The sequence below is a fragment of the Iodidimonas nitroreducens genome, from assembly GCA_000710935.1.
Taxonomy (GTDB): Bacteria; Pseudomonadota; Alphaproteobacteria; order Sphingomonadales; family Rhodothalassiaceae; genus Iodidimonas; species Iodidimonas nitroreducens.
In genome coordinates, this window is sequence record BAYV01000009.1 from 42,784 (window position 1) to 66,330 (window position 23,547).

A 23,547-nucleotide genomic window follows, 5' to 3' on the forward strand; every position below is an offset into this window, starting at 1 on the left:
GAACCCTCAATCAAATATGCTTTTCCGAAACCCCTAGAAAAAAGATTTGCGGACTTCCACCTTCCACATGCATGGGAAAGATGCCGCGTGTGATGATCCATTTAATCTGATTGACGATCATATCGCCGCGGCTGAATTGTGGTTGCCCGGAATCCAGCACGCGTTTGAATTCCGCACAACGTTTTAAAAACATAGCATGATCCATCTGTTGGGAAAGAAGCCGCCCTTTCCATGATGCTTTTATCACCGCACTGATCCCGCTGCCATGCAGGCGCACGCGATAATCGGGCTCGGCTTCGGGATCATCTGATGCAGCTACCTGCTCGAAAAGAATGATCCAGGGCAGGGCGGATGGCACTTTAAAAGGATTGAATGTGGTGCGGTGGGGGGTTTTTCCATCATTCAAGGACAGCCAATATTGGTAGAAGGCCATCACCGGATGGGCCGGCTGTAAGCTCTGTGCCTCAATGGGATGAGGCTCATTCATATAAGAAAAATCAGGGTAATCTTCGGATGGATAAATTTGTATCATATGAAAAAGCCCAGACATTTTGTTTCATTTTAGCAGAGAGCGTCATCTTTAGAAAAAAGAATAAGGCCGCATTCTTATATAAGGCTTAATTTCTTTTGGGCAGGCTCCAGCCGAATTGGATGGCTCCGGCGCGAATAATAAAGGATGCCAGAAATCCAATCCCCGCCGCCCAGATGAAGGGTAAGCCTGCCCATGCCAGCAGCACGTAGAAAAGGGCGCCGATAAATGCCGCCGTTGCATAAATTTCCTGCTGCAAGATCATCGGAACATCATTGGCGATGATATCGCGGATGATCCCCCCGGCAACCCCGGTCACAACCCCCATCATCGTGGCGATCAGGGGATCATTGGTCACCAGAAAGGCTTTGCGCGCCCCGGTCACAGCAAATAAGGCAAGGCCCAAAGCATCAAACCAGATGATCACTGTGCGCCGGCTTTCCAGATGCTTTTCCCCGAAATAGGCCGCCAGAACGGCGATGCCGGTGATCCAGATCGGGCGGGTATCTTCGATCCAGAAAACCGGAACATCCAAAATCAAATCCCGCAAGGTGCCGCCGCCCACCGCAGGCATCAGAGCCAAAACGGCAAAACCAAAGATATCCATATCCTTGCGCGCCGCAGAAAGAGCGCCGGAAAGGGCAAAAGCAAGAATGCCAACCGATTCAATGATAACAAATAACGGACTCATGGCTTTACCTATGTCTCCAAATAGTTGAACACTAGCACAGTTATAAATGTCATTGGATAGTGACCATGCTGGGTGAATATCGTGCGCTGACGCAAAATCCGCTGTTGTTTCTGGAGCAGAAGGGCCAATCAAAAGCTGATATAATCCCGATCAAAATCGGTTTTGAAACGCTTTATCTGCTCAATAATGCCGATCATGTAAAATCTGTTTTTGTGGGGAATGATCCCAATTTCGTTAAAGGCCGCTATTATCGCCGCATCACGCCACTATTGGGCGGCGGGCTTTTCACTCTTGAAGGCGAAGAATGGCGGCGTCAACGGCATATTGCCCAGCCCTTTTTCGGGGGGGAGCATTTTCGGGCCTTTGCCCCGATGATCGGCCATTCCGGCCAGCAAACCATCCAGATCATCAAAACGCATCTGGCCGATGGGGCCAATGGGGAAGGGCGATCCGATCTCGATCTGCTCAATTTCTTCTCGGCCATTGCCCTGATGATTGCGGTTCATGTTTTTTTCGGCCTGAAGGTGCGTTTTGATGACAGTGTGCAGCTTGCCCAGGATTTATCGGACATTCTACGTTTTTTAGAAGGCAGACTCTGGTCGCCAATACCGCTGCCCTTATGGGTGCCCACAAAGGATAATCAGCATTTTAATCAGCGAAATCGCCATTTTCATCGTTTTCTGGATCAGCAGATCGATCAAAGATTAGGGGGTGAGGGGGATGATCAGGGGGCATTGCTGCTTGATGCTATCTTAGGGGCCAATGGCCTATCGGCTTCAGATCGTGCTGAAAATCCGGACACGCGCCGCAAAACGACACGGGCGCAACTCTTGTCGATTTTGATAGCGGCCTTTGAAACCAGCGCCTTATCCATGCTCTGGTCACTGATCTTGTTAAAACAAAATCCGGCAATCGAGGCACAGATGCGGGCTGAAGCCGATGCTGTTTTGAATGCTGAAGAATTGACCACAGCCCATATCAATCAACTGGAAATATCAAAGCGCGTGTATCAGGAATCCATGCGCCTTTATCCCCCGGGATGGTGCTTTTCACGGGAACTGGAAAAGCCCCATCAATTTGGTGAGACGCATCTGTCGGCCGGGAAAACGGTGGTCTTGTGTGCGTATAATATTCATCGGAACCCCCTTTACTGGGAGCATCCCACGCGCTTTTATCCTGATCATTTCACCAGTGAAAACAGCGCCAAACGGCCCCGCCATGCCTATTTTCCCTTTGCCGGCGGCCGCCATGCCTGCTTAGGCGCACGCTTTGCGATGCTGGAAGGGCCCTATCTGCTGTCCTTGATCCTGAAAAATTTCGAGATCGATATCGAGGAAGCTGATAAGATCAAACCCATCGCCGCCACGACCTTAAGACCGGACAGGCCGGTGAGGGCGCATTTCGCACTGAGACCGTAAATTTTCGCCATAAAGGACAGATATATTCACGGGAATTCGACCTTGCCTCTCTCTGCATGCTTGAAATTTACAGCAATTTCTGCGCTAATAGGGAAAGTCATTTTCATCCAGGCTTTCAAAAACAACAGGAGATAAGCAATGGAGCCAGGCGATCCAGTTGATAATTATGTAGGGCGGCGGATCCGTGAACGCCGTAAAATTGTTGGGCTCACGCAGCAGAAGCTTGCCGTGAAGCTGGGTTTGAGCTTTCAGCAGGTCCAAAAATATGAGCGCGGAACCAATCGTGTTGGGGCCAGCAAGCTGGTTCAGCTTTCCCAGGCGCTGGATGTTCCCATTTCCTATTTTTTTGAAGAAATCGAGCGCGATCATGGCGTGGAAACAGTCAATCAAAAGCCTGCCATCGATCCCCATATCCTGTCTCATGCCCAGGTTTTATCAGTCGTGAAATGCCTCATTGGGATTCGCGATGATCGGGTCCGGCGGCGGATGATCGATCTTATTCAATCGGTGCATGATAGCCAGGATCAATAGGGCTTCAACTTCCGGACTATGGGGCGATAATATTAGAACCCATTAAGCGGCGTTGCAGTTTGCGACGTCGTTTTTTTATGTGATGACAGTCTCTTAGACAATTTTCTGACAGAAAAACAAGCGGGGGCCTCTCTATCTCACATCATCCATAAAGCGCATAATTTATATTATGTAAAATTTAGCAGCTTTGGGGAAGCCCGTCCGGGGTGATCTGATCCATGGCCCCGAAACGCGGCCTGAAGCTGGCACTGGACCTTAGATCAACAGCATCGATGAAGCCGGCAAAAATCAAAGGCTCATAATGAAAATAAGCTTCAGCAATGATCGCCATATCCCCTTCACCCAGAGACAGGCTTCCCGGAAGAGCAAGCTGTGTCTCTCCCTCATTGCCGATTTCACTCATCAAGCCGATAAGCGCCCCTTCGCATCGCTGCCAGTTGATCTTGTTGCCCTGATTGGCCGTGCCGATGGCCCCGCTCAAGATCACCCGACCTTGCTGGTTCATATCGAATGGCTTTGAAACATGGTTCATCGCAGCGAAAATCTGGGCGATCTCGTTTTCCGTAATGCCATCCTCTGCCTGCGACACCATATCCGCCATGGAAGATGCCAAAGACGACAATTTCTGATTGGCCAGCATGAAACGGCCCATTTCCACGGCTCCCGCCAGCAAAAGCAGCAGCACAGGAAGAACCAGCGCCGTTTCAATCAGGATCGAACCTTTTTGATTGTGATGCATCGAAAGCATCGGCTTCAGCCGCGATCTCAACTGCATAAAATGGCCCCCCCGGTGGAACTATCTTCTTCCAGCAGATTATAAGGCTCATTCCGCACGGCGGTGGAAGCCTGAAGCCCGATCGCGCCTTTATCGGAGCCGGTCATAAATGCAAAAGCCGGGGTGATCAGCTTTAATTGTATCTGCGCATCATAAACGACGATGGCCCCGGAACCGCCCAGCCCCGATGCGCCCATATCCGCATCCCATTGCCCATTTTGATTGATATCGGTGAAACATTCGCCGCTATCATAAACATCATTGGCATTGTCATCGCTGAAGGGCTCGGGTTTTCCGATATCGGCAAAACTCTCATAAACTTTTGTCTCGATCACAACCGGCCCGACAAGAGTAAAATTTTCCATCATGTCGAGAACCCGGCTACGAACATAGCTTTCTCGCGAGCCATCAACGGGCACGAAGCCGGTGACGCCGCGTCTGGATGCTTCGCGTACGGCACCTTCAAGGGTAGCATTGGCAAAGCTGATATGCCCGATTTCAACGATTCCCATGGTCAGCCCGATGATAATGGGAAACGCAATCGCAAATTCCACGATGGCTGATCCCGCCCTGCATCGGCAGAAATCGCGTGCCTTATGGTAAAACATCTGTTTATCAGGCATCTGTGCGTTCTCATGCATTCATAAAGTATTGAATGTTAATCGATGGTTCCTAATAATGTGTTCCCGGTTATTTAAATATTCGTGAAAATATTCTTTATTCTTTAACGGGCTGTTCAGTCCTCTCTGTCAGTCTCATATTTATACGAATCCAACCATGCGGAGGGGAGCATGAAAATGCTGTCAGTTTGGCGAATGGGGCTTTGTGCTCTTGTAAAAGCGCGCCCCCTGCTCCCTTCTATTCCACATCGCTTATGGCGGGAAAAATCGGGTTCGATGCTGGTTTGGGTCGCGGTTTCGCTGATCCCGCTGGTGGTTTCTGTTGGTATGGCCACCGATATTGCCCGTGGCTTTGTCATGCGTTCGCAGCTCAATACGGCTTTGGATGCCGCGGCTTTGGCGGGCGGACGGGCCTTCAATCTGCCCAGCCGCGATGATGATGTGCGCAATTATTTTGCGGCCAATTTTCCCAGCGGATTCATGGGGGCTACCTTAGGTGAGCTTGAAATCGAACCGCTGGAAATCCCCGGAGAGCCGGAACGCCTGCGGGTATCGGCGTCCGTTGAAATGCCAACCCTGTTCATGAAGCTTGTCGGCATCGAAGAGATGAGCGTGGGCACCAGCGCTGAAGTCACCCGTGAAAATCTGGGGCTGCAGGCCGTTCTGGTGCTGGATCATACCGGTTCGATGAAGGGATCAAAGATCAATGCCCTGGAAGATGCCAGCATCGATCTGGTTGATATTCTGTTCGGCAATAAGAAAAACCAGCCCCATGATCGCTTGAGTATTGCCATCGTTCCCTATTCGGCCGCCGTAAATGTAGGCGATCTGGGTAGTTCTTTCCTTGATTTCAGCGGCATTCCACCGGAATTTTTCTATAAACCCAATGATGACAGGAAATGGAAAGGCTGCGTGCTGGCGCGGGAAACCCTCACCTCGCTCAGTTCCAATCCCAATGTGCTTGATGTCGGGGCGTGGGATATCAGCCTGGCCCCGCCTGCCGTTGGCGGGAAATGGCGGCCCTATATGTATCCGCATTGGTATGATAATAAATATCGCAGCTTTCCATTTCAGGATGATGTAGACCCCCGCGACCCCGGTAAAAATGCCGGCAGCAATCTCGATGGTGTTTTTGATGCCAAGGCCTATCGCCAGGGCAAAGGCCCCGATGGTGAGGTCTGGAGCAATCCAAACACCAATCCATCATTGGGCAATGCCTATACCGGCCCCAATATCGGCTGCCCTGCCGAGGTGATGACATTCAACAATAATTATGATCAGGTTATTGATTATATTAAAGACAATACAATCGCCTGGTCGCGCGGGGGCACCATTGGCAGTGAAGGTTTAATGTGGGGCTGGCGGATGCTCGATCCCGAACCGCCCTTCCCCAATATGGTTCCTTATAATGATCCGGCAACGGTGAAGGCCCTTGTGATGATGACCGATGGGGTGAATGAGGTCTTCCGCTGGCCCCATAATCAATATGCCAAAACCGCTTCTAACGGCCGTCGCTCCGAACCTGAGAATGATGGATCGGATATGCCGGAATCCGATTATACCGCTTATGGGCGTCTTGATGATGGCCGCTTGGGGACGACGAATATCAATGTCGCGGCCGAGGCCATCAATCTCAGAATGATCAAGGCCTGTGCGGCGATGAAGATGGGCGGGGTGAATGGTCAGGATCGGGTGCAGATCTATACCGTTATTTTTGGAGGTTTCGCGACTGAAAACAGCCCCAGAGCCAGAAATCTTCGAGAGCTTTATCAAGATTGTGCATCGCGCCCGGCGAATGCCTTTCTGGCCCCCAGCAATGAAGATCTGCGGTCTGCGTTCCGCACCATCGGCAATGATCTCGCCAATCTGCATCTCAGCCGCTGATTTATAAGGGATCAGGGGCGCAGGGTCATCCGCTCGCCCGTGATCTCAAAGCCTTCGAGCCGATTGAGGAAGGACATGCCCAGCAAGGATGTGTTGAGATTGCCATCAGTCACACTGGCCCGCACATTCTCGATGGTCAAATGCCCGCCGATCTCGATGCTTTCAAGAAAGATCGGGGCCCCCATCACCACCCCATTGGCGGTGTAATAGCGCTCGAAAAACTGTTCCGGAGGGGGATTGATCCCTAATGCCATAGCATCCCTTTTCGAGAGGATGACATGGCTGGCCCCGGTATCCACCAGAAAGGTGATCGGTTGGCCGGAAACATGGGCGCGTACCTTGAAATGGCCGCTGGGATCGCGTTCAAAAACCATGGCCTCGCCACTGCGATAGCCCCGTTCTGTCGCCACATTGCCCACCACCCGATCCGCCACCCCGCCTATTTCATGGCGAAAGGCATAGGCAATGGCCAAAACAAGCACAATGCCCGACCAGATCGCGATATTTCGGAAAAATTCCCGAAAATGCATGCGCAAAGAAATGACGATCAGGCTGCCAATGCTCATCAAGGTGACTAAAGTGAGGATGCCGCCCAGATGATTGATCCGCGTGCCGGGAAAAAGCCAGCTGAGCACCAGATATAAAACCAGCAAAAATCCAAACAACCAGAGAAGTTTTTTAAAAACAGGGCGAAGCCCCCCGCGCCCCTTCTGTTCGGGGCGGTGTGATGGCGGCACGGGGCTTTTTGGTCTCCATGGATCTGATGGCATCACCCTAATTTAGGTGCAGCCGCGTGATATTGAAAGATCAAAGGGTTTTTATGCGGCGGCTTCCGCCATAAGGCGCAGCACCATGCCATCATAAGCGGGTTCGATATGGGGCGGCAAAGAACGCCTAAGGCTGTCATAATCCATATCATTGCTTAAATGGGTGAGAATGGCGCGTTCGGGCTTTACCTCATCGATCCAGCCGAGGGTTTTATCCAGATGGGAATGGGTGCGATGGGGGCGATGGCGCAGGGCATCCACCACCCAAAGCTTGATCCCCCGGAGCAGATCAAGGCTTTCCTTGGGGAAGGCATTCACATCGGTGGAATAGGCAAAATCCCCGAAACGAAATCCCAAAGACCAGATGGGCCCATGTTCCTGCCAGAATGGCTGGGCACATAATCCACCGATCCGGATCGGTCCGGCGATTTCATGACCTTTGCAGATCGCCGGATAGCCATGGCGGGATGAAAAAATATAATCAAAGCGCTGATAAAGACGATCCAGCGTTTCTTTAGGCGCAAACAGGGGAATTTCGGCCCCCTGTTCCATATGAAATCCCCGCAGATCATCGATCCCATGGGTATGATCGGCATGATCATGGGTGATCAGCACAGCATCGATATGATCGATCCCGGTGGCCAGCAATTGCGCGCGCATATCGGGCCCGCAATCGATCAGAAGATTGATATCGCCTTGCTGGATCAGAATCGATGCCCGGGTGCGTCGATTTTTGGGCTGCGCCGGATCACAGCGCCCCCAATCATTGGGCAGGCGTGGCACCCCGGTGGATGTGCCGCAGCCCAAAATGGTGATCTGCATGCTATCCGTGCCCTGCCCCATCAAAACCACCTTTTAACGCACCCACCCTTCATCATTGGGCAGCCAATCCGCTTGGCGGGGTGGCTTTGGAAAACAGCCGGAAAAAATTGGCCGTTGTCTGGCGCGCCAAATCCTCAAGCTCAATCCCCCGGAGATTCGCCAAAAACCGCGCGGTATCGGCAACATAGGCGGGTTCGCAAATTTTGCCACGATAGGGCACAGGCGCCAAAAAAGGCGCATCGGTTTCCACAAGCAGGCGATCATCAGGAATGGCTTTCGCGGTTTGCTGCAGGTCGGTGGCTTTTTTGAAGGTAACGATCCCTGAAATCGAGATATAAAACCCCAGATCCACCATCTGTTTCATGAAATTCCGGCTGCCGGTAAAACAGTGGATCACTGCCTTGAATGGCCCCTTTTCCAATTCCGCGCTTAGAATATCAAAGCTATCGGCTTCGGCATCACGGCTATGGATGACCAGGGGCAATCCCGTTTCCCGGGCCGCCGCGATATGCTCTTTGAAGCTTTTGATCTGATGATCGCGCGGGGCATTTTCATAGAAATAATCAAGCCCGGTTTCCCCTAAACCGATGATCCGGGGATGCGCCGTTCTGGCAATAAGATCAGCAGCCCCCATCCCGGTTTCGGCTTGCGCCTCATGGGGATGGATGCCCACCGTGCCAAACACATCATGATACTGATCCACAAGGGCAATGATCTCATCATATTCGCGCAATTTGGTATTGATGCTGAGAAAAGTGCCAATGCCCGCCGCCCTTCCGCGTTCAATCACCGCATCAACATCATGGGCTAAGCCTTCGTAATTCAGATGACAATGGCTATCGACCAACATCAGGATGCATCCTTTTCCGCAAGCCTTGGAAAAATACCGCTTGGCGCCGGCAGGGCCAGCCCCGCCTTCAAACGCCCCGCTTCGCCCAGATCGGCAAAGCCCCGATTTTCATCCGGCACAGCCAGTTGATCAAGCAAATGCGCCATGCTTTTGGGCATCAAAGGCTGGGCCAGAATCGCCAGATTGCGCACCGCTTCGGCGGCCACATAAAGCACCGTGCCCATCCGTTCGGGATCGGTTTTCTTCAGGGCCCAGGGCTGTTCGGCTGCAATATAGCCATTGGCCCGGGAAATCTGCCGCCAGATCACCTCGATCGCTTGATGAATGGCCTGATCATCAAGATGAACCCGCACTTCATTCAAGGTTTTATCAAGATCGCTGAGCAAAACCGCATCCGCATCCGATAAAAGACCCGGTTGGGGGATCAGACCACCACAGTTTTTAGCGATCATCGACAGGCTGCGTTGGGCCAGATTACCAAAATCATTGGCCAGATCGGCATTGCAGCGCGCCAGAAAGCCTTCGCGGGAAAAATCGCCATCATTGCCGAAAGGCACTTCGCGCATCAGGAAATAGCGCACCGGATCAAGGCCGAATTCTTCAACCAAAGCAAAGGGATCAATTACATTGCCAACAGATTTTGAAATTTTCTGGCCTTCATTCGTCCACCAGCCATGGGCAAACACCCGCTGCGGCGGCTCCAGACCTGCCGCCATCAAAAAAGCGGGCCAGTAAACCGCATGAAAGCGCAGAATATCCTTGCCCACCATATGCACATCGGCGGGCCAGAAACGCTGATAATCCCCGCTATCGCTACGTTCGGGATAACCAAGGGCGGTGATATAATTGGTCAGGGCATCGATCCACACATACATGATATGATCGGGATCACCCGGCACCGGAACCCCCCAATTAAAGCTGGTGCGGGAAATCGATAAATCCCGCAATCCGCTTTTAACAAAGCTCATCACTTCATTCATGCGGCTTTTGGGTAAAACGAAATGCGGGTTTTTCTGATAAAAATCCAGAAGCTTATCCTGCCATTCCGATAGCTTGAAAAAATAGCTCGGCTCTTCCAGCCATTCCACGGGCGCACCGCTGGGGGCGCATGTCTGGCCATTCGGCCCGTCGATCAATTCGGATTCGGCATAAAAGGCTTCATCGCGTACGGAATACCAGCCGCTATAAGCTCCTTTATAGATATGGCCCGCCGCTTCGATCCGCTGCCATAAGGCCTGAACCGAGCGGATATGGCGATCTTCGGTGGTGCGAATGAACTGGTCGATGGAAAAATCCATGCTCTCCACCAGATCACGAAAGCGGCCCGACACGCGATCACAAAAGCTTTGGGGATCGACCCCGGCAGCGGCGGCGGATTTTTCCACCTTCTGGCCATGCTCATCGGTTCCGGTCAGGAACATGACATCAAAACCATCCAGCCGCTTGAAGCGCGCCAGCACATCGCAGGCCAGGGTGGTATAGGCATGGCCGATATGGGGCACATCATTCACATAATAAATAGGCGTGGTGATGTAATATGTTTTCCGTTCCGGCATGGCGGACCCTTATCCTATCTGTAAACCTGATCAGTGGTGTGATGGCATGCGGCCAGCGGCGGCTTCATCCAGCATCAAAAGCAAAGACAGCAAAACCTGTTTACGATCAAGATACACAGCATCAGTCCGCGAAATCAGGCCGGTCATCTTTTCCCACAGCTCTACCCAGCGATCAAGCGCCAGTGAAGCCACAAAATGCTGGCGCAGCGCGCCCTCCCCTTCGATCACATCGCGGCTGCCATCAGAAAATGCCTCTGCATTCCCCATTGCCGCCCATCGCACGCTGGTTTCAACCCACCATAAAAGCAGGCTGATCATAAGCTGATAGGCGGGCTCAGCTGATTTGAGGGAGAACCGACCGGAAAATTGATGCGCTTTCACCAGATCGATGCCCGGCATGGTGCGGATCAGCGCCAGCAGATCGGCATAAAGAGAAAGGCCATCGCCTTCGGCCAAACTCATGGCCCGCCCCGGGGCTCCATCCGATAAAATGGCCAAAGCCCGGGCCTCATTCGCCGCCAGATCAGGATGGCTCAAGGCAAGCGCATCGATCACCTTTTGCTGCAACACAGGGGCCAGCGCCAGATTGCGGCAACGCGAGCGGATGGTGGGCAAAAGCCGCCCCGGCGCATGGGAAATCAATAAGAGAAGACAATCAGCAGGCGGTTCTTCAAGAATTTTAAGAATGGCATTGGCGGCATTGCGGTTCAATTCATCCGCCGCATCGATGATGCACACCCGCCAGCCTTTCTGAGCCGCCGTGCGGTTAAAAAAGGCCTGCATCTTGCGTACATCATCCACCAGAATATCGCCGCGCATCACCTTGCGCCGATCATCCCACCCTCGTTCGATCACTAAAAGATTGCCATGCGATCCTTGGGCAATGCGCTGAAACACCGGATCATCCGCCGGAAGATCAAGGCTTGTTAAGGGCGCGAGCTCCGGGCTTTGGACATTATCATTGGGGCCATGATCCTTGAGGTCATGATTTTTGAGGGCGGGGCCAAAAAGCGAGGGGGGGTCATCGCGGCTTGTCTGCTCATTGGATTTCAAGATGAACCGGGCCATGCGATAAGCCAAGGTGGCTTTTCCCACCCCCCTTGGTCCGGTGATCAGCCAGGCATGGTGCATCTTGTGCGATGCGATGGCATCGAGAATGATCCGCTCGGCCCGCTCATGGCCATAAAGCTTTGTGCTATGGCGCGGATCATGGGCATCCGGCCCCGGTTCAGCCGATTTTTGTCCTGCCGCAGGTCTTGCCATCAGCCCTGCCCCGCATCCATCACAGGTCTGGTTTTGAGGGATGCAATTTGCTTCAAGATGATCTGCGCCACCTGATGTTCATCCCCCGATGCATCGATCAAATGGCAGCGCTCGGGGTAGAAGATCGCAAGCTTTTGAAAAGCTGCAGAAAGGGCGTGATGAAAAGCATCCCCCATCCGTTCATAACGATCCTCAGCAAGATTTGAAGCCTTTGTCGTCTGCTGATCATCGATCTGCGATTGCCGCGAATGCGCCCGCAATAATCCCTCAGCTGGGGGCAGATCCAGAATGAAGGTGAGATCGGGCAATAATCCATCGGGATGATCCGGGCTTCCCAAAGCCAGGGCATGGAGGGATTCAATCCGCTCTCGGCCCACGCCCTGAGCAAGCCCCTGATAAACCAGCGTGCTATCCCTGAACCGATCGCTGATCACCCAAGCCCCACGATCAAGCGCTGGCTGGATGGTTTTGGCCACATGATCCACTCGGGCGGCGATATGCAAAAGCGCTTCGCTCATCGGTTCCCAGCGTGCGGGATCGCCCCTGACCAGCAGATCGCGGATCTGCTCTGCCCCCGGTGCGCCACCGGGTTCCCGTGTCAGCACCACATCATGCCCTTGGGCGCGCAGATGATCGGCCAGAAGCCGGGCCTGTGTCGATTTCCCGACCCCCTCGCCGCCCTCGAATGTGATAAACATTCCAGCCACGTGCCGATCTTTGGATGGCAGCCCGCTCATTTCCCGGCAGAACCAAAAAGCAGATAATCAAGCGCCGCGCCAATCCGTCCAAAGCCGCTCACAGGTTCGATGCTTTCCCCCGCCAAGACCGGGATCTGCCTTTCTCCCAGATCAGGCGCGCTTAAGGTGACGGTGGCCACAGGCTGGCCTTTTTCAATGGGGCTGGGGATCGGATTATCATAGCGCAGCACCATTTCGAGTGCCGTGCGATCCCGCCGCGACAAGGTGAGCTTTAGCGGATCCTGAACAATCAGGGGGACTTTGCCGCTTTTGCCCAGCCACACATCGGCCTCGCCGATCTGATCACCGGCATCGAAAATGCTATAAGTATCAAAAGCGCGAAAGCCATATTCCAGCAAGGATTGGCTTTCCCGAGCCCGCGCCGATACGCTATCCAATCCCGCAACCACCACAATCAAACGACGGCCATTGCGGATCGCCGATCCCGTGAGCCCATAGCCAGCGGCTTCGGTGTGGCCGGTTTTAAGGCCATCAGCCCCATCCATACGATAAATCAAAGGATTACGATTGGATTGGGTGATCGCTTCACCCGTGCGGAAATCCTTGCCATGGGTGAAGCTTTTTTCGGCATAAATTTCATAAAGCTCGGGAAAATTCCTGATCGTTTTCTCGGCCAGGGTCGCCAGATCATGGGCGGTGGTATATTGGCCATCCGCAGGCCAGCCGGATGCATTCTTGAACTGGCTGTTGCTCATGCCGATTTCAGCGGCTTTTTCATTCATCCAAAGGGCAAAGGCATCTTCCGTTCCCGACATCATTTCGGCCAGAACCGTGCAGGCATCATTCCCCGACGAGACAATGATGCCGTAGAGTAATTGCTTTACGCTCACCTCTTCACCGGCGCCTAAAAACATCAAAGAGGCTTCGGTGCCCGCCCAGCGCCGCCAGGCTTCATCGCTCACCCTTGTGGTATCATCAAGGGAAAGGCTGCCCGCGCGGATCTGATCGAATGCCAGATACACGGTCATCATCTTTGACATCGATGCCGGGGGGAATGGGGTTTCAGGGTCTTTGGAAAACAGCACATCACCGGTTTCCATTTCCATCAGCAAGGCATGGCGGGCCGATGTTTCAAGCCCCTGCGCCACCGCTGCCAAGGGCGCCGCCACCAAAAGGGCGGCCATGAGACAGCAGATTTTGAATAATCTTTTCACAACAATCATTTTCAGGTGCTTCTTCAAAGTGAACATCAAGGGTGAGTGCCATGACAAACGGCCCGGCCACGGCGTTTTTCATGCAGATATCATATCAGCCCAGCCGATCGGTAAAAATGCGGGCATCATGATAGCCGCGATCAAAAACGCGATCCAGAATGCGCCGGGCATCGCGCTCATTCCCAAAAGGCCCGATACGAACGCGGAAAACCTGCCCTTCATTTGTATCGGCAGCCTGAATGATCACCGATTTCAAATCATTCAAACTGCGAAAAACCCGATCCGCATTGCTCCGATCCGCAAAAGAACCGATCTGGATGAAAAAGGGCCCCGGCACCACGGTATCAGCGGCCACCTGCCGGGGCGTTGCAGACCGTTTTCCGCCATCGGCCAGACTGCCATCGGGGCGCACGACCTGTACCCGCACGCGGGTCGTTCCCTGATCCTGAAATCCCAAAAGCTGAGCTGCCCGGCGCGACATATCGATGATCCGGTCCCGGGCAAAGGGGCCGCGATCATTGATCCGCACCGAAATCGCCCGGCCATTTTCCAGATTGGTCACCCGTGCCATGCTCGGCAAAGGCAAAGTGGGATGCGCGGCGCTCACTTTATTCATATCAAAAACTTCACCATTGGCAGTCGGCTTGCCATGAAAGTTCGGCCCATACCAGGATGCCACCCCTACCCGATCATAATCATGATCGATGGCCGGATAATACCAGATGCCGCCGATCTGATAGGGTCGGCCCACTTTTTGTTCCGTGGATTGCGGTGGGGCGCTTCCTGGGCCATAAGATCCCGATCCGCTGCTGCAGGCAGCCAGAACCAAAAGGCAAAGCGCGGGCAGGATCTGTTTCACTGTCATGGTCTTCAGGATCATATCCCCCCATCATTCAGCCGATAAAAGGGCATCAGCCAGATGCCCCACAGCCAGAGCATAAAGATCGGAACAATTATAGCTCAAAATGGCCCGGTAATTTCCATAAGTCAGAAAAGCCTGATCGGCAACCGTCCCCGGCTTCACAAGGGATGCCTTGATCTCAACCATCGGCAAAGCCTCGCCATTCAGGCGCTTCACGCCTCGGCGATCCCATTCCGCCAGGCTGAGCATCCGGCTGTGATTTCTAAGGGCCCGACTACAGCTTGATGGGGGCGTTTCCTGGGCCAGATCGCCCTTCGTGGGCAAAAGATCAGGAGGCACGCGCACCGACCTGCCCCATATATAGCGATCATCCCAGCCATGGGATTTCAGATAATTGGCAATCGATGCGAAAACATCCACGGGGGTATTCCAGATATCGCGGCGGCCATCCTTATCGAAATCTTCGGCATAGGCGATGAAACTGCCGGGCATGAACTGGCTTTGGCCCATGGCCCCGGCCCATGATCCTTTCATCTCGGATGCGGTGATATGCCCTTCATCAATGATTTGCAGGGCGGAAAAAAGCTGCCGGCGGAAAAAATCTGATCGCCGCCGATCATAAGCCAGGGTGGCAAGGGATTGAATGACATTCATGCCCCCGGTGAAGGAACCATAATTGGTTTCCAACCCCCAAATGGCGGCGATAAACCGAGGCTGCACACCATAATGATCGGCCACGGCGCGCAAAGGCTCGCGATATTCAACCATCATCTCCCGTCCGCGTTTGATCCGCACCGGGGAGACGCGGGCAGCGAGATACTCCTCGAAAGTCTGGGTGAATTCAGGCTGTTTGCGATCCAGTTCCACCACCCGTTCATTGGGGACCACCGCGCCCAAAGCGGCATCAATCGTTGCCTTAGAAATTCCTTTGCTGCGGGCTTCGGCGCGCAATTCATCAAGCCATTGATCAAAAGGCGGCAGCGAAGGCTCTGGTGCGTCAGTGTCCTCAGCGGTGTCTTGAGCCTTCAGGGTGGATGGAGCGAAGGGCAAAAAAGCCACGCTCATAAAGATGATCACCATAAAGGCGCGCATAAAAAGCCAAGGCGAAAGCGTGCGATTAAAATGGCGGAAGGACACAAAACCCATGAAAAAACTTTCCTTATGATCGCACAATCAGATGAAACGCTATAGAATGCCCGCTCATATCCCCTCAAAGCCTCGATATTTTGTGACCTTTACAGAGATGTGCGGCGCATTTTAGGCGGCCATGGTCTTAGTTTCTACAAGTGGCGCTCTGATCGCAAGCATTGTCATTGCTTTTGATGCCAATTGATATTTTTGGGGAATTGGCAATCGCCGATGATACGCTTAGGCACTTGGCGACAGCAAAAACTTCGGATACAAGGGCGCCATATCGCGGACGGGTGGCAGAGCGGTTGAATGCACCGGTCTTGAAAACCGGCAAGGGTGCAAGCCCTTCGTGGGTTCGAATCCCACCCCGTCCGCCATTTTTTCCTGCTCGTTATACCAATAGCCGTCATCCCAAGCATTCAATCGCTGATGTCTTGCGCCAAAGAATCCAGCAGGGCTTTTTCTTCGGGATGGGCAAGAGCGATTTTGGCATGATCCAAAGCCTTCGCCGAAATGATCAAGGCAGCCTTCCCATAAATATCGGGGGCAGCGATCCGCAGAGCCTGCAAGGATTTTTGCAAACGGATCTGCACCTCGATCAGCCCTGCTCCATCACGCGCAATGGGCAGAAAAGCATCTTCGAGCAGTTCAATCGGCTTGATGGGAGGCACGAAAAGATCCGGATATTTCGGCTCTTTTTGTTGCTCGGGATCATATTCGAGCAAAACCGAGACGATCCGCCCCAAAACCTCGATCGCTGTGCCCGGATCATTGACCGAAGGCGACAAGGCGCGCGAGGCGATTTCAGACAAGACGATGACCCCGAAACGCGGGTCCTGATCATAATTTCGCACCTTGCCGATGGTAAAGGCAAAGCTGAGATGCTGCGTATCTTCCTCAGATAATTCGTCGGCCGAATGGCTGAACAAAGGGCGACCGGGATAGCAATAGCTGCCCGGCAGCACCGATAGCCAGATGCGACAGTGCCGCGCGCTGGCAAATTCAGCCAATCGCTCCATATCGATATGCTGAACATATCCACAAAGGGGAGATGTAACCGGCAGGCTTTCATCCGGGGGTGGCCCTTCATAAGGGCACCCACCCAGACTGGGGGATTGGCTTCTGGATTGCAAGGCGTGAATGGCTGCCCGCTCCACACGATTGATGGCATCGCTCATCCGGCCAAATTCCATCAAATGGGAAATCCAGCGCAATAAGGCACCCACCACCATCGCAATGACAGCAATCGTGACCAGAAACAGCAGCAACCGCCCACCATCATCATAAGCGCCAGCCTGCAAGGTGATGATGCCAACGATGCTATAAAGAAAAGACCCGATGAAGCTTGCCAGAACGATCTGGCTGGTTTTGTCTTCGTGTAAAAGCCTTGCAACACGGGGGGTTGCTGCATTGGAAACCGTTGAAAGCGTTGTCACCATGATCGACAGGGAGAAGGTGGTGACTGCCAGCATCGATGTTGCCAGAATACCCAGCACCCGATCAACGGCATCAGCCCCGAAGGTGGCCCCAATATTTTGGGGGATCATGGGGCCCAAAGGAACCGAGACCAAAGCCGTTAACACCCCGAGCAGGGCATAGGAAACGGCCCGCACCCAGATACGCCGCATGATCTGTTGCAGATGCCAGTGCCATTTGCCGATCATTTGATCTTTCCTTCAGAAGCGAAGATTTCCGTGACATAGCATCTGAATATGCCCATAGGATCATGTCGAGCTTTTTGTTAGGAAGGCTCATGCATTTGCACACAAATGAATATCCCTTCCCGCCCATTGATCGGCCAGCCAACCATGACGGATCTGCTCTCGCGCGTTTTATTTCGTGATCATCTGGTGATCATCCTCAATAAACCTGCGGGCCTTGCGGTTCACAGCGGGCCGCGCGGAAAAGCATCCCTCGAGGATGATTTCGATCAATTGCGCTTTGGCCTGCCCCGGCTTCCGGCTTTGGCGCATCGTCTTGATGCCGATACCAGCGGCTGTCTCGTTTTAGGCCGCCATCCCAAAGCCCTGCGCAAGCTGGGGCGGATTTTCAGCGAGGGTTTAGCGCGCAAAACCTATCTGGCCATCACCACATCCCCGCCCCCCGCAACCAAAGGGATCATTGATCATCCCCTGTTGAAAATCAGCAGCAAGGCAGGCGGCTGGAAAATGATTGTCAGCCCTAAAGGAAAAAGCGCGATCACCGATTATCGTGTTCTGGACTCCTGGGATGGGCACCATTTGCTGGAGCTTCACCCCCGCACCGGGCGCACCCACCAGATCAGGGTACATCTGGCAGAAATCGGCTGCCCCATCCTCGGCGAGCCAAAATATGATCCGGCCCTGAAAGCGAGTGCCCCAGCCCATAAGGATCGAGACTCGGCGCAACCTTCAAATGATCAAAAGCTCTATCTTCATGCCCGCCGTATTGAATTACCGCTCTATGCTGATCGCCCCTTAATCGATATCAGGGCCCCCCTGCCTGATCATTTTAAAATGCTGATCAATCAATATGATCAATCCCATCTTTCTTTTTAAAATACGCCTTAAAATTGAATATTAACCTTAGATGCAGCTTAGTTAAAAATCCAGAGGTTGAATTTTGCACATTTTTGCGCGTTAATAAATTGTTGCTGCCTGGTGCCGTCACTTTTGCAAAGATGTCGAAATGCTGAATAACCCTCATGTTCTGTCGCGATTATCAGAGTCCCGCTTTCTGGACTATTTTGAACATATCGGTCGCGGCATCATCATTTTTGACAAGCATTTCAAATATATCTGGTCCAATCGAAATTTTCGCGAGATGATGGGCTATCCTGAGCATTATTATCAGGATGACATGCTGATCGATCAATTTGTGGCCTATGATTGCAAACGGGGCCTTTATGGCACAGCAAGGCCAGAGATCGTTGCGGCTGAATTAAAGGCTGAACTCGGCGCCTCTGATACATCGTCCATCGAGATCGAAATCCCCAATGGCCCGATCGTGCAATTGGATCGTCGCATGGCAGCCGATGGAAGCTATGTATATGAATGCACCAATGTCACCCATCTGCGCTCTGAAACAGAACGCAGCGCGCAGGATACGGCCATCATTCAGCAGCTATCGGATGGTGTGGTTGTCGCCAATCTGGATTATCGGCTGATCTATTTCAATTCCGCTTATCTCAAGCTTTTCAGCTTTGCCCTCAAAGACCCCAATGCCATGTTTTTGCCGCCTCATGGCATGGCCGCGACGATGGAATTTCAGGCCTTTACCAAAGCCATGGACAGCGCCATTGCCGATCATGGGCGCTATGAATGTGAATTGCGCATCAAGGGACAGGATGACGAGGAAAAGATCATCCATAGCACCTGCCTGCCGCGCCGCGATATTGCAGGACACCATATCGGCTATATTGGTATTTTCCGCGATATAACCAAAAGCGCCCATGATCGGGCGCGATTGGAACGCCAGAATCGGGTGATTTCACAATTGAACGATTCCGTGGTGATTGCCGATCACAATGGCAAAATAACCGATTGCAATCCTGCGACCATCGATATCTTCGGCTATGAGCTTGATGAGCTAAAGGGCAAGCGGCTGCTCGAAACCGTTCAGATGTATAAAAATACCGGCAGCATGAAGCTGTTTGTCATGAATGCCTTGAAAACCGGCGGAAGCTGGAATGGCGAGCTTAATCTGCGCCACAAGGATGGGCATCTCGTGGTCATGGATTGCAATGTTCAGCCCTTTTTCGATGAGCATGGCAATCGTATCGGAATGATTGGGGTGCATCGCGATATCACCAAACGCCAGCGCGCGGAAATGGAGATCAAGCAGCAAAACCAGATCATCGAGCATATGTGGGAAGCGGTAATCATTACCGATCCCCAAGGCCGCATCGAAGAATATAATGCCAGCGCTAGCCGCATTTTGGGCCTGCATGATAAACGCCCGGCCAATGAAGCCTGCAAGCAGCATCTGATCCAGATTACCGATAATGTTAAGAAAACGGGCCGCCATGAGGAGGAATATGTCATCGGCGATCCGGCCAGCCCTGATGCGATTTACATGGATTGCCTCGCCATGCCGGTCATCGGCCGGGATGGGGATGTTGTCAGGATCGTCAGCGTGCATCGCGATGTAACAGACCGGATTCGCCGACAAAAAGAGCAGGATGAACGGACGATTCAAAAAGAGCGGTCCATGCGCCTTGAATCTTTGGGAAAAATTGCCGGGGGGATCGCCCATGATTTTAACAATCTGCTGACCCCGGTTCTGGGCTATGCACATCTGGCAAGATCAGCGGCTGAAAAAGAGTCACCCGTTTATCATGATATTGATCGGGTGATTAAAGGCATGGAAAAAGCCCGCAATCTGGTGCGCCAGATCCTGGCTTTCGGCCAAAAGCTGGATAGCACTCGGTCTATCGAGGTGTTTGATGATCTGATTGCCACGACCCTAAGCCTCCTTAAAGACAGCTTCCCGCCGTCAGTCGAAGTTTTATGGACTCCAGGCTGCGCCGATACCCGCATCCAATGCAATAAAACATTAATCGATCAGCTTTTCATGAATTTATGCTGGAATGCAGTGCAGGCCATGCACGAAGGCGGCACATTAAGCATCAAAACCGATCAGAAAGGCGATTGGGCAGCGATCCGATCGCAATTTCAACTCAAAGGCGATGATCATGTAAGATTGGTCATCAGCGATACCGGGCCGGGGATCGACGCCAAAACCAAAAATCACATCTATGAACCGTTTTTCACCACCAAGGGATCATCCAAAAGCCACGGGCTTGGATTGTCGGTGGTGCATGGCGTGGTCAAGGCCCATGGCGGGACCATTCTTGTGCATAACATCAAGCCTCATGGTGCTTGTTTCGAAATTTATCTGCCTGCCACAAAAGATCATAATATAGCTGCAAATCAGCCTGAATTCTCAGATAAACATCAATATAGAAACAACAAAGAAACAATTCTGATTATTGATGATGAGGAGGATGTCAGAAAAATTCTAAGAAGAATGCTCAATGACATGGGTATCAAAACATTGTGTGCCGAAAGCGGACCGCGCGCCATTGAAATAATAAAAAATAATCCCAATATAAATTTGGTGATTACAGATTATTTAATGCCGGAAATGAGCGGTGAAGATTTCGCGAAAACATTTCGATTGCACAACAAATCCACACCCATTGTTTTGCTCAGTGCCGTCATCGAGCCAAGAACTGTCAGGGAATATCGCGCTTGGGGCGTTAATGCCTTGTTACAAAAACCGGTTGTGCCCGAAGATCTGTATGAAATGATCTGCGCGCAACTGGATGGGGAAAACAAAGCTTGAACTGAAATTGAAAATTTGCAGTCGCAAATATGAAGATGGGGATTTTCATGAACAAAGTTGCCTATTTACACACCGAAAAGGCAGACCATGTGGAATGCGGACGCATTCTTCTGGTTGAAGATGATACAGATAATCGGGAGATGATCGCCCGCTTTCTCGCCCGCGATGGGCATCATGTGGACAGCGTTGCCAATGGGGCTGATGCCCTTGAAAAAGGTGCCGAACAAAGCTTTGATCTGGCCATCATCGATCTTGGTCTGCCGGATATTGATGGCATCATTCTGGTGCGCCAATTTTCCCGCCGCCTGGGTATCCCGGTTCTGGTTTTAAGCGGACAATCTGAAACCGAGCAACGCATTCGCGGGCTGAAAGAAGGGGCCGATGATTATTTGGCCAAACCCTTCGAGCCCAATGAGCTAGCAGCCCGCATTGAAGCGATTTTGCGCGCCCGCAGGCAAGCCTCAAGCCTGTCCCTGAAAAACGGCAAGCGCTATGTCATCGATGGTTGGATCATTGATACGCTGCGCGAAACCGTTGTCAATCAGGCGGGTGAAACGGTTTTTCTGTCAAACGCCGAATTCAAGCTTTTAAAAGCCCTGATGGAAAAACCCAATCAGGTGCTATCGCGCAAGGATATTCTTGATCTCACCCATTCCGGAGAGGATGCCACCGAGCGCAGTGTTGATATTCAGGTCACGCGCTTGCGGAAAAAGCTGGAAACCGATCAGGAAAAAATGCAGCTCATCCGCACGGTGCGTCGGGCTGGCTATATGCTCGTAGCCGACAAGATCGAGTCAACAGACTAGGCCTCGTGCCTGTAAAGGCTATCAAGAGGGCAATTGCCTTGTTTTTTGGTGAATGCCCCCTTGATGGCTTGAACGGTCTGTGCTCAATGATAAAAAAATTCGGGCCAAAAATCAGTCTTGATCAGCAGCCTATTGGTATCGTTCATGAGCAGTGAAAAAATCAAAAGCCAATTGATCGCCTTGCAATCAAGCTTACGCGCCTTCCATGATGGGGATGGAGAGCGCACAAAGCCGGTGATGCTTGATCAAAGCTCTGTGGGGCGTTTATCGCGCATGGATGCCATCCAGGGTCAGGCCATGTCATCAGCGGTCCGACAAAGACGCGAAAACACCCTGAAAAAAATCGATCAGGCCCTGCAACGGATCGATGATGGCGACTATGGCTATTGCATCACCTGTGGCGAGGAAATCGCATCCCAGCGTCTTGAGATCGATCCCACCGCATCACAATGCACATCCTGCGCTTCGGGCGGCTTTCAAGGCTGAAGCCCGATATTTTCGGTCACCTCCAAAGGCTTGAGGTTTTCAACAAAAGGCATCACCGTGCATTCGGCGCTTTGTTCATGAAGCTCAGCACAGATTGCTTTCCCGGCGCTATAGCCCTTCACCGGACCGGTTAAAAGCCGCCACACCGTTTTTAGATCCTTGAAGCGTCCTTCGGCATAATAGGGCTTGAACCCGGCCAAAGTTGGCAGGGCATTAACGAGGCTCCAGGCTTTTTCAACGCGCTCAAGGCTTGAAAATGTGCCCAATTGAAGATGATACTCGGGAACGGCCTCGCTGGTCGTTTTTGCGGGCTTCACCGATGCGGGGGCTGGTTCCGGCTTCTTTTCAGGCGCGATGGGCACAGGTTTCTTTGGCGGATCGAGTTTCACCTCTGCACTTCCGTTGATTTCCGGGCTGTCGATTTCCGACCTGTCGGTTTCCGACCTGTCGATTTCAGGGCTCGCCGCTTCCTTTGCTCCGTCGTCATAAGGTAATTGCCCCAAAAAAACGGCAGAGGCGAGCGCGCGCCCCGATAAATCGCCCAATCGTGCATAAAAGGGGGCATTGCGTCGGGCCTGCTCGGCATTGAGCGCCTTTACTGCTAAGCGCTGGGCTTCATCAGGACGGCCTTCCATGGCCGCGATCAGCGCCAGATTTTCGTCAACAACACGGCTGTTGGCTTCAGGTCTATCGGTTGCCTGCAAAAGATCGCGCGCTGCCGCATATTCCCCCGATAAAGCCATTGAAAGCGCCAGATTGCTCAGGATATCCGCATCATCCGGGGCGCGTAAAAGCCCTTCGGCATAGGCAAGGCGGGCCGCATCATGCTGGGCTTTCAGATCAAGGGAAACGGCCAGCAGATTATAGCTGCGCGCCGAGTCCCGCCCCGCATCATGCAGTTTCAAGATCAGCTTTTCACTGCGGTCGAATTGTCCATCACCAATCAAAAGCCCGGCAAGCGCAAGAGTCGCCGCTTCATGATCTGGCTTTTTCAAAAGCGCCTGCTCCAATGCAGTGCGGGCGCGTTCCCGTTCGCCAATCGCCAGAAAAATCTCACCCAATGCGGTATCGATATCGGGATCATTGGGCGCCTTTAACTGCGCCTGACGATAAAATTGCAGCGCCGATTGCAAATCACCAGCCTTTTGAAAGCGGTCCCCCAGCCTTTTCAGGCGCGGCGCGTTCATATCATCGATGCCCGCGCGCACCCCTTCATCACGATCCATGCGCGCGGATTGCGATGCGCAGCCGCCTGCCATCAGGGCCGATAACAAAAGCATGAGCCATAAAGCCAGCTTCAAAAGCCCCCGGTTCATCAT

At 52.7% G+C, this 23,547-nt stretch carries 23 protein-coding genes and 1 tRNA gene; 8 read left to right on the forward strand and 16 right to left on the reverse strand.

The genetic code is table 11. From position 1 onward, the window contains the following. Positions 1–10: 10 nt before the first annotated feature. Together AQ1_RS03485 and AQ1_RS03490 are read right to left on the reverse strand one after the other, a co-directional pair. Positions 11–433, reverse strand: a complete 423-nt coding sequence (locus AQ1_RS03485; RefSeq protein WP_150006779.1) for a PAS domain-containing protein — start codon at positions 431–433, stop codon at positions 11–13. Between the two features lie 184 nt (positions 434–617). After that, positions 618–1,220, reverse strand: a complete 603-nt coding sequence (locus AQ1_RS03490) for a trimeric intracellular cation channel family protein (RefSeq protein ID WP_042084289.1) — start codon at positions 1,218–1,220, stop codon at positions 618–620. 59 nt (positions 1,221–1,279) lie between these two features. Between AQ1_RS03490 and AQ1_RS03495 the strand changes: the two genes are divergently transcribed. Together AQ1_RS03495 and AQ1_RS03500 are read left to right on the forward strand one after the other, a co-directional pair. Further along, entirely contained in the window at positions 1,280–2,638 is a 1,359-nt protein-coding gene (locus AQ1_RS03495) for a cytochrome P450 (protein WP_042084291.1), read from the forward strand. 138 nt (positions 2,639–2,776) lie between these two features. Further along, positions 2,777–3,169, forward strand: a complete 393-nt coding sequence (locus AQ1_RS03500; protein WP_042084293.1) for a helix-turn-helix domain-containing protein — start codon at positions 2,777–2,779, stop codon at positions 3,167–3,169. Between the two features lie 178 nt (positions 3,170–3,347). Here AQ1_RS03500 and AQ1_RS03505 read toward each other — a convergent pair whose 3' ends face one another. Next, positions 3,348–3,944, reverse strand: coding sequence for a TadE/TadG family type IV pilus assembly protein (locus AQ1_RS03505; RefSeq protein ID WP_081837045.1), 597 nt, complete (start codon positions 3,942–3,944; stop codon positions 3,348–3,350). Continuing rightward, positions 3,935–4,567, reverse strand: coding sequence for a TadE/TadG family type IV pilus assembly protein (locus tag AQ1_RS03510; protein WP_042084299.1), 633 nt, complete (start codon positions 4,565–4,567; stop codon positions 3,935–3,937). The genes AQ1_RS03505 and AQ1_RS03510 overlap by 10 nt, the downstream gene beginning before the upstream one ends. Before the next feature lie 273 nt (positions 4,568–4,840). On the opposite strand from AQ1_RS03510, the gene AQ1_RS03515 reads away from it, so the two are divergent. After that, positions 4,841–6,448: a pilus assembly protein TadG-related protein gene (locus AQ1_RS03515; protein ID WP_161760402.1), complete on the forward strand. Its 1,608-nt coding sequence runs from the start codon at positions 4,841–4,843 to the stop codon at positions 6,446–6,448. 11 nt (positions 6,449–6,459) lie between these two features. On the opposite strand, the gene AQ1_RS03520 is transcribed toward AQ1_RS03515, so the two are convergent. The 10 genes from AQ1_RS03520 to AQ1_RS03560 all read right to left on the reverse strand — a co-directional run bounded on the left by AQ1_RS03520 (position 6,460) and on the right by AQ1_RS03560 (position 15,626). Then, positions 6,460–7,185: a retropepsin-like aspartic protease family protein gene (locus AQ1_RS03520; protein ID WP_052370874.1), complete on the reverse strand. Its 726-nt coding sequence runs from the start codon at positions 7,183–7,185 to the stop codon at positions 6,460–6,462. A gap of 81 nt (positions 7,186–7,266) precedes the next feature. Continuing rightward, positions 7,267–8,058: an MBL fold metallo-hydrolase gene (locus AQ1_RS03525; RefSeq protein ID WP_042084570.1), complete on the reverse strand. Its 792-nt coding sequence runs from the start codon at positions 8,056–8,058 to the stop codon at positions 7,267–7,269. A gap of 31 nt (positions 8,059–8,089) precedes the next feature. After that, on the reverse strand, positions 8,090–8,887 hold the full coding sequence (locus tag AQ1_RS03530; protein WP_042084305.1) for a TatD family hydrolase: 798 nt from the start codon (positions 8,885–8,887) through the stop codon (positions 8,090–8,092). Then, entirely contained in the window at positions 8,887–10,443 is a 1,557-nt protein-coding gene (gene metG, locus AQ1_RS03535) for a methionine--tRNA ligase (RefSeq protein ID WP_042084307.1), read from the reverse strand. Before metG ends, AQ1_RS03530 begins: the two co-directional genes overlap by 1 nt. A 30-nt stretch (positions 10,444–10,473) precedes the next feature. Beyond that, entirely contained in the window at positions 10,474–11,706 is a 1,233-nt protein-coding gene (locus tag AQ1_RS03540) for a DNA polymerase III subunit delta' (protein ID WP_042084309.1), read from the reverse strand. Further along, on the reverse strand, positions 11,706–12,404 hold the full coding sequence (tmk, locus tag AQ1_RS03545; RefSeq protein ID WP_313979068.1) for a dTMP kinase: 699 nt from the start codon (positions 12,402–12,404) through the stop codon (positions 11,706–11,708). The genes AQ1_RS03540 and tmk overlap by 1 nt, the downstream gene beginning before the upstream one ends. 35 nt (positions 12,405–12,439) lie before the next feature. Further along, positions 12,440–13,573 carry a D-alanyl-D-alanine carboxypeptidase family protein gene (locus tag AQ1_RS03550; protein WP_313978783.1) on the reverse strand — a complete coding sequence of 378 codons (1,134 nt, stop codon included), beginning with the start codon at positions 13,571–13,573 and terminating at the stop codon, positions 12,440–12,442. Beyond that, positions 13,536–13,700: a hypothetical protein gene (locus AQ1_RS15265; RefSeq protein ID WP_161760404.1), complete on the reverse strand. Its 165-nt coding sequence runs from the start codon at positions 13,698–13,700 to the stop codon at positions 13,536–13,538. Before AQ1_RS15265 ends, AQ1_RS03550 begins: the two co-directional genes overlap by 38 nt. Before the next feature lie 12 nt (positions 13,701–13,712). Next, positions 13,713–14,498, reverse strand: coding sequence for a septal ring lytic transglycosylase RlpA family protein (locus tag AQ1_RS03555; protein WP_042084318.1), 786 nt, complete (start codon positions 14,496–14,498; stop codon positions 13,713–13,715). Between the two features lie 9 nt (positions 14,499–14,507). Further along, a complete protein-coding gene (locus tag AQ1_RS03560; protein ID WP_150006783.1) occupies positions 14,508–15,626 on the reverse strand; it encodes a lytic murein transglycosylase in 1,119 nt (372 codons plus the stop codon). 272 nt (positions 15,627–15,898) lie between these two features. On the opposite strand from AQ1_RS03560, the gene AQ1_RS03565 reads away from it, so the two are divergent. After that, a tRNA-Ser gene (locus AQ1_RS03565) sits at positions 15,899–15,988 on the forward strand. A gap of 42 nt (positions 15,989–16,030) precedes the next feature. On the opposite strand, the gene AQ1_RS03570 is transcribed toward AQ1_RS03565, so the two are convergent. Beyond that, a complete protein-coding gene (locus tag AQ1_RS03570) occupies positions 16,031–17,275 on the reverse strand; it encodes a DUF2254 domain-containing protein (RefSeq protein WP_042084320.1) in 1,245 nt (414 codons plus the stop codon). A 105-nt stretch (positions 17,276–17,380) separates the two neighbouring features. Between AQ1_RS03570 and AQ1_RS03575 the strand changes: the two genes are divergently transcribed. From AQ1_RS03575 to AQ1_RS03590, 4 genes are all read left to right on the forward strand, one after another. Next, a complete protein-coding gene (locus tag AQ1_RS03575) occupies positions 17,381–18,148 on the forward strand; it encodes an RluA family pseudouridine synthase (RefSeq protein ID WP_462686950.1) in 768 nt (255 codons plus the stop codon). 130 nt (positions 18,149–18,278) lie between these two features. Next, entirely contained in the window at positions 18,279–20,936 is a 2,658-nt protein-coding gene (locus tag AQ1_RS03580) for a PAS domain S-box protein (RefSeq protein ID WP_042084322.1), read from the forward strand. 47 nt (positions 20,937–20,983) lie between these two features. Next, entirely contained in the window at positions 20,984–21,742 is a 759-nt protein-coding gene (locus tag AQ1_RS03585) for a response regulator transcription factor (RefSeq protein WP_042084578.1), read from the forward strand. Positions 21,743–21,886: 144 nt separating this feature from the next. Beyond that, positions 21,887–22,228: a TraR/DksA family transcriptional regulator gene (locus tag AQ1_RS03590; protein ID WP_042084325.1), complete on the forward strand. Its 342-nt coding sequence runs from the start codon at positions 21,887–21,889 to the stop codon at positions 22,226–22,228. Here the strand turns inward: AQ1_RS03590 and AQ1_RS03595 are convergent. Beyond that, the gene (locus AQ1_RS03595) at positions 22,219–23,547 is read right to left on the reverse strand and encodes an SPOR domain-containing protein (RefSeq protein WP_042084328.1); all 1,329 of its coding nucleotides are present in this window, start codon (positions 23,545–23,547) and stop codon (positions 22,219–22,221) included. The two genes, AQ1_RS03590 and AQ1_RS03595, sit on opposite strands and share 10 nt — an antisense overlap.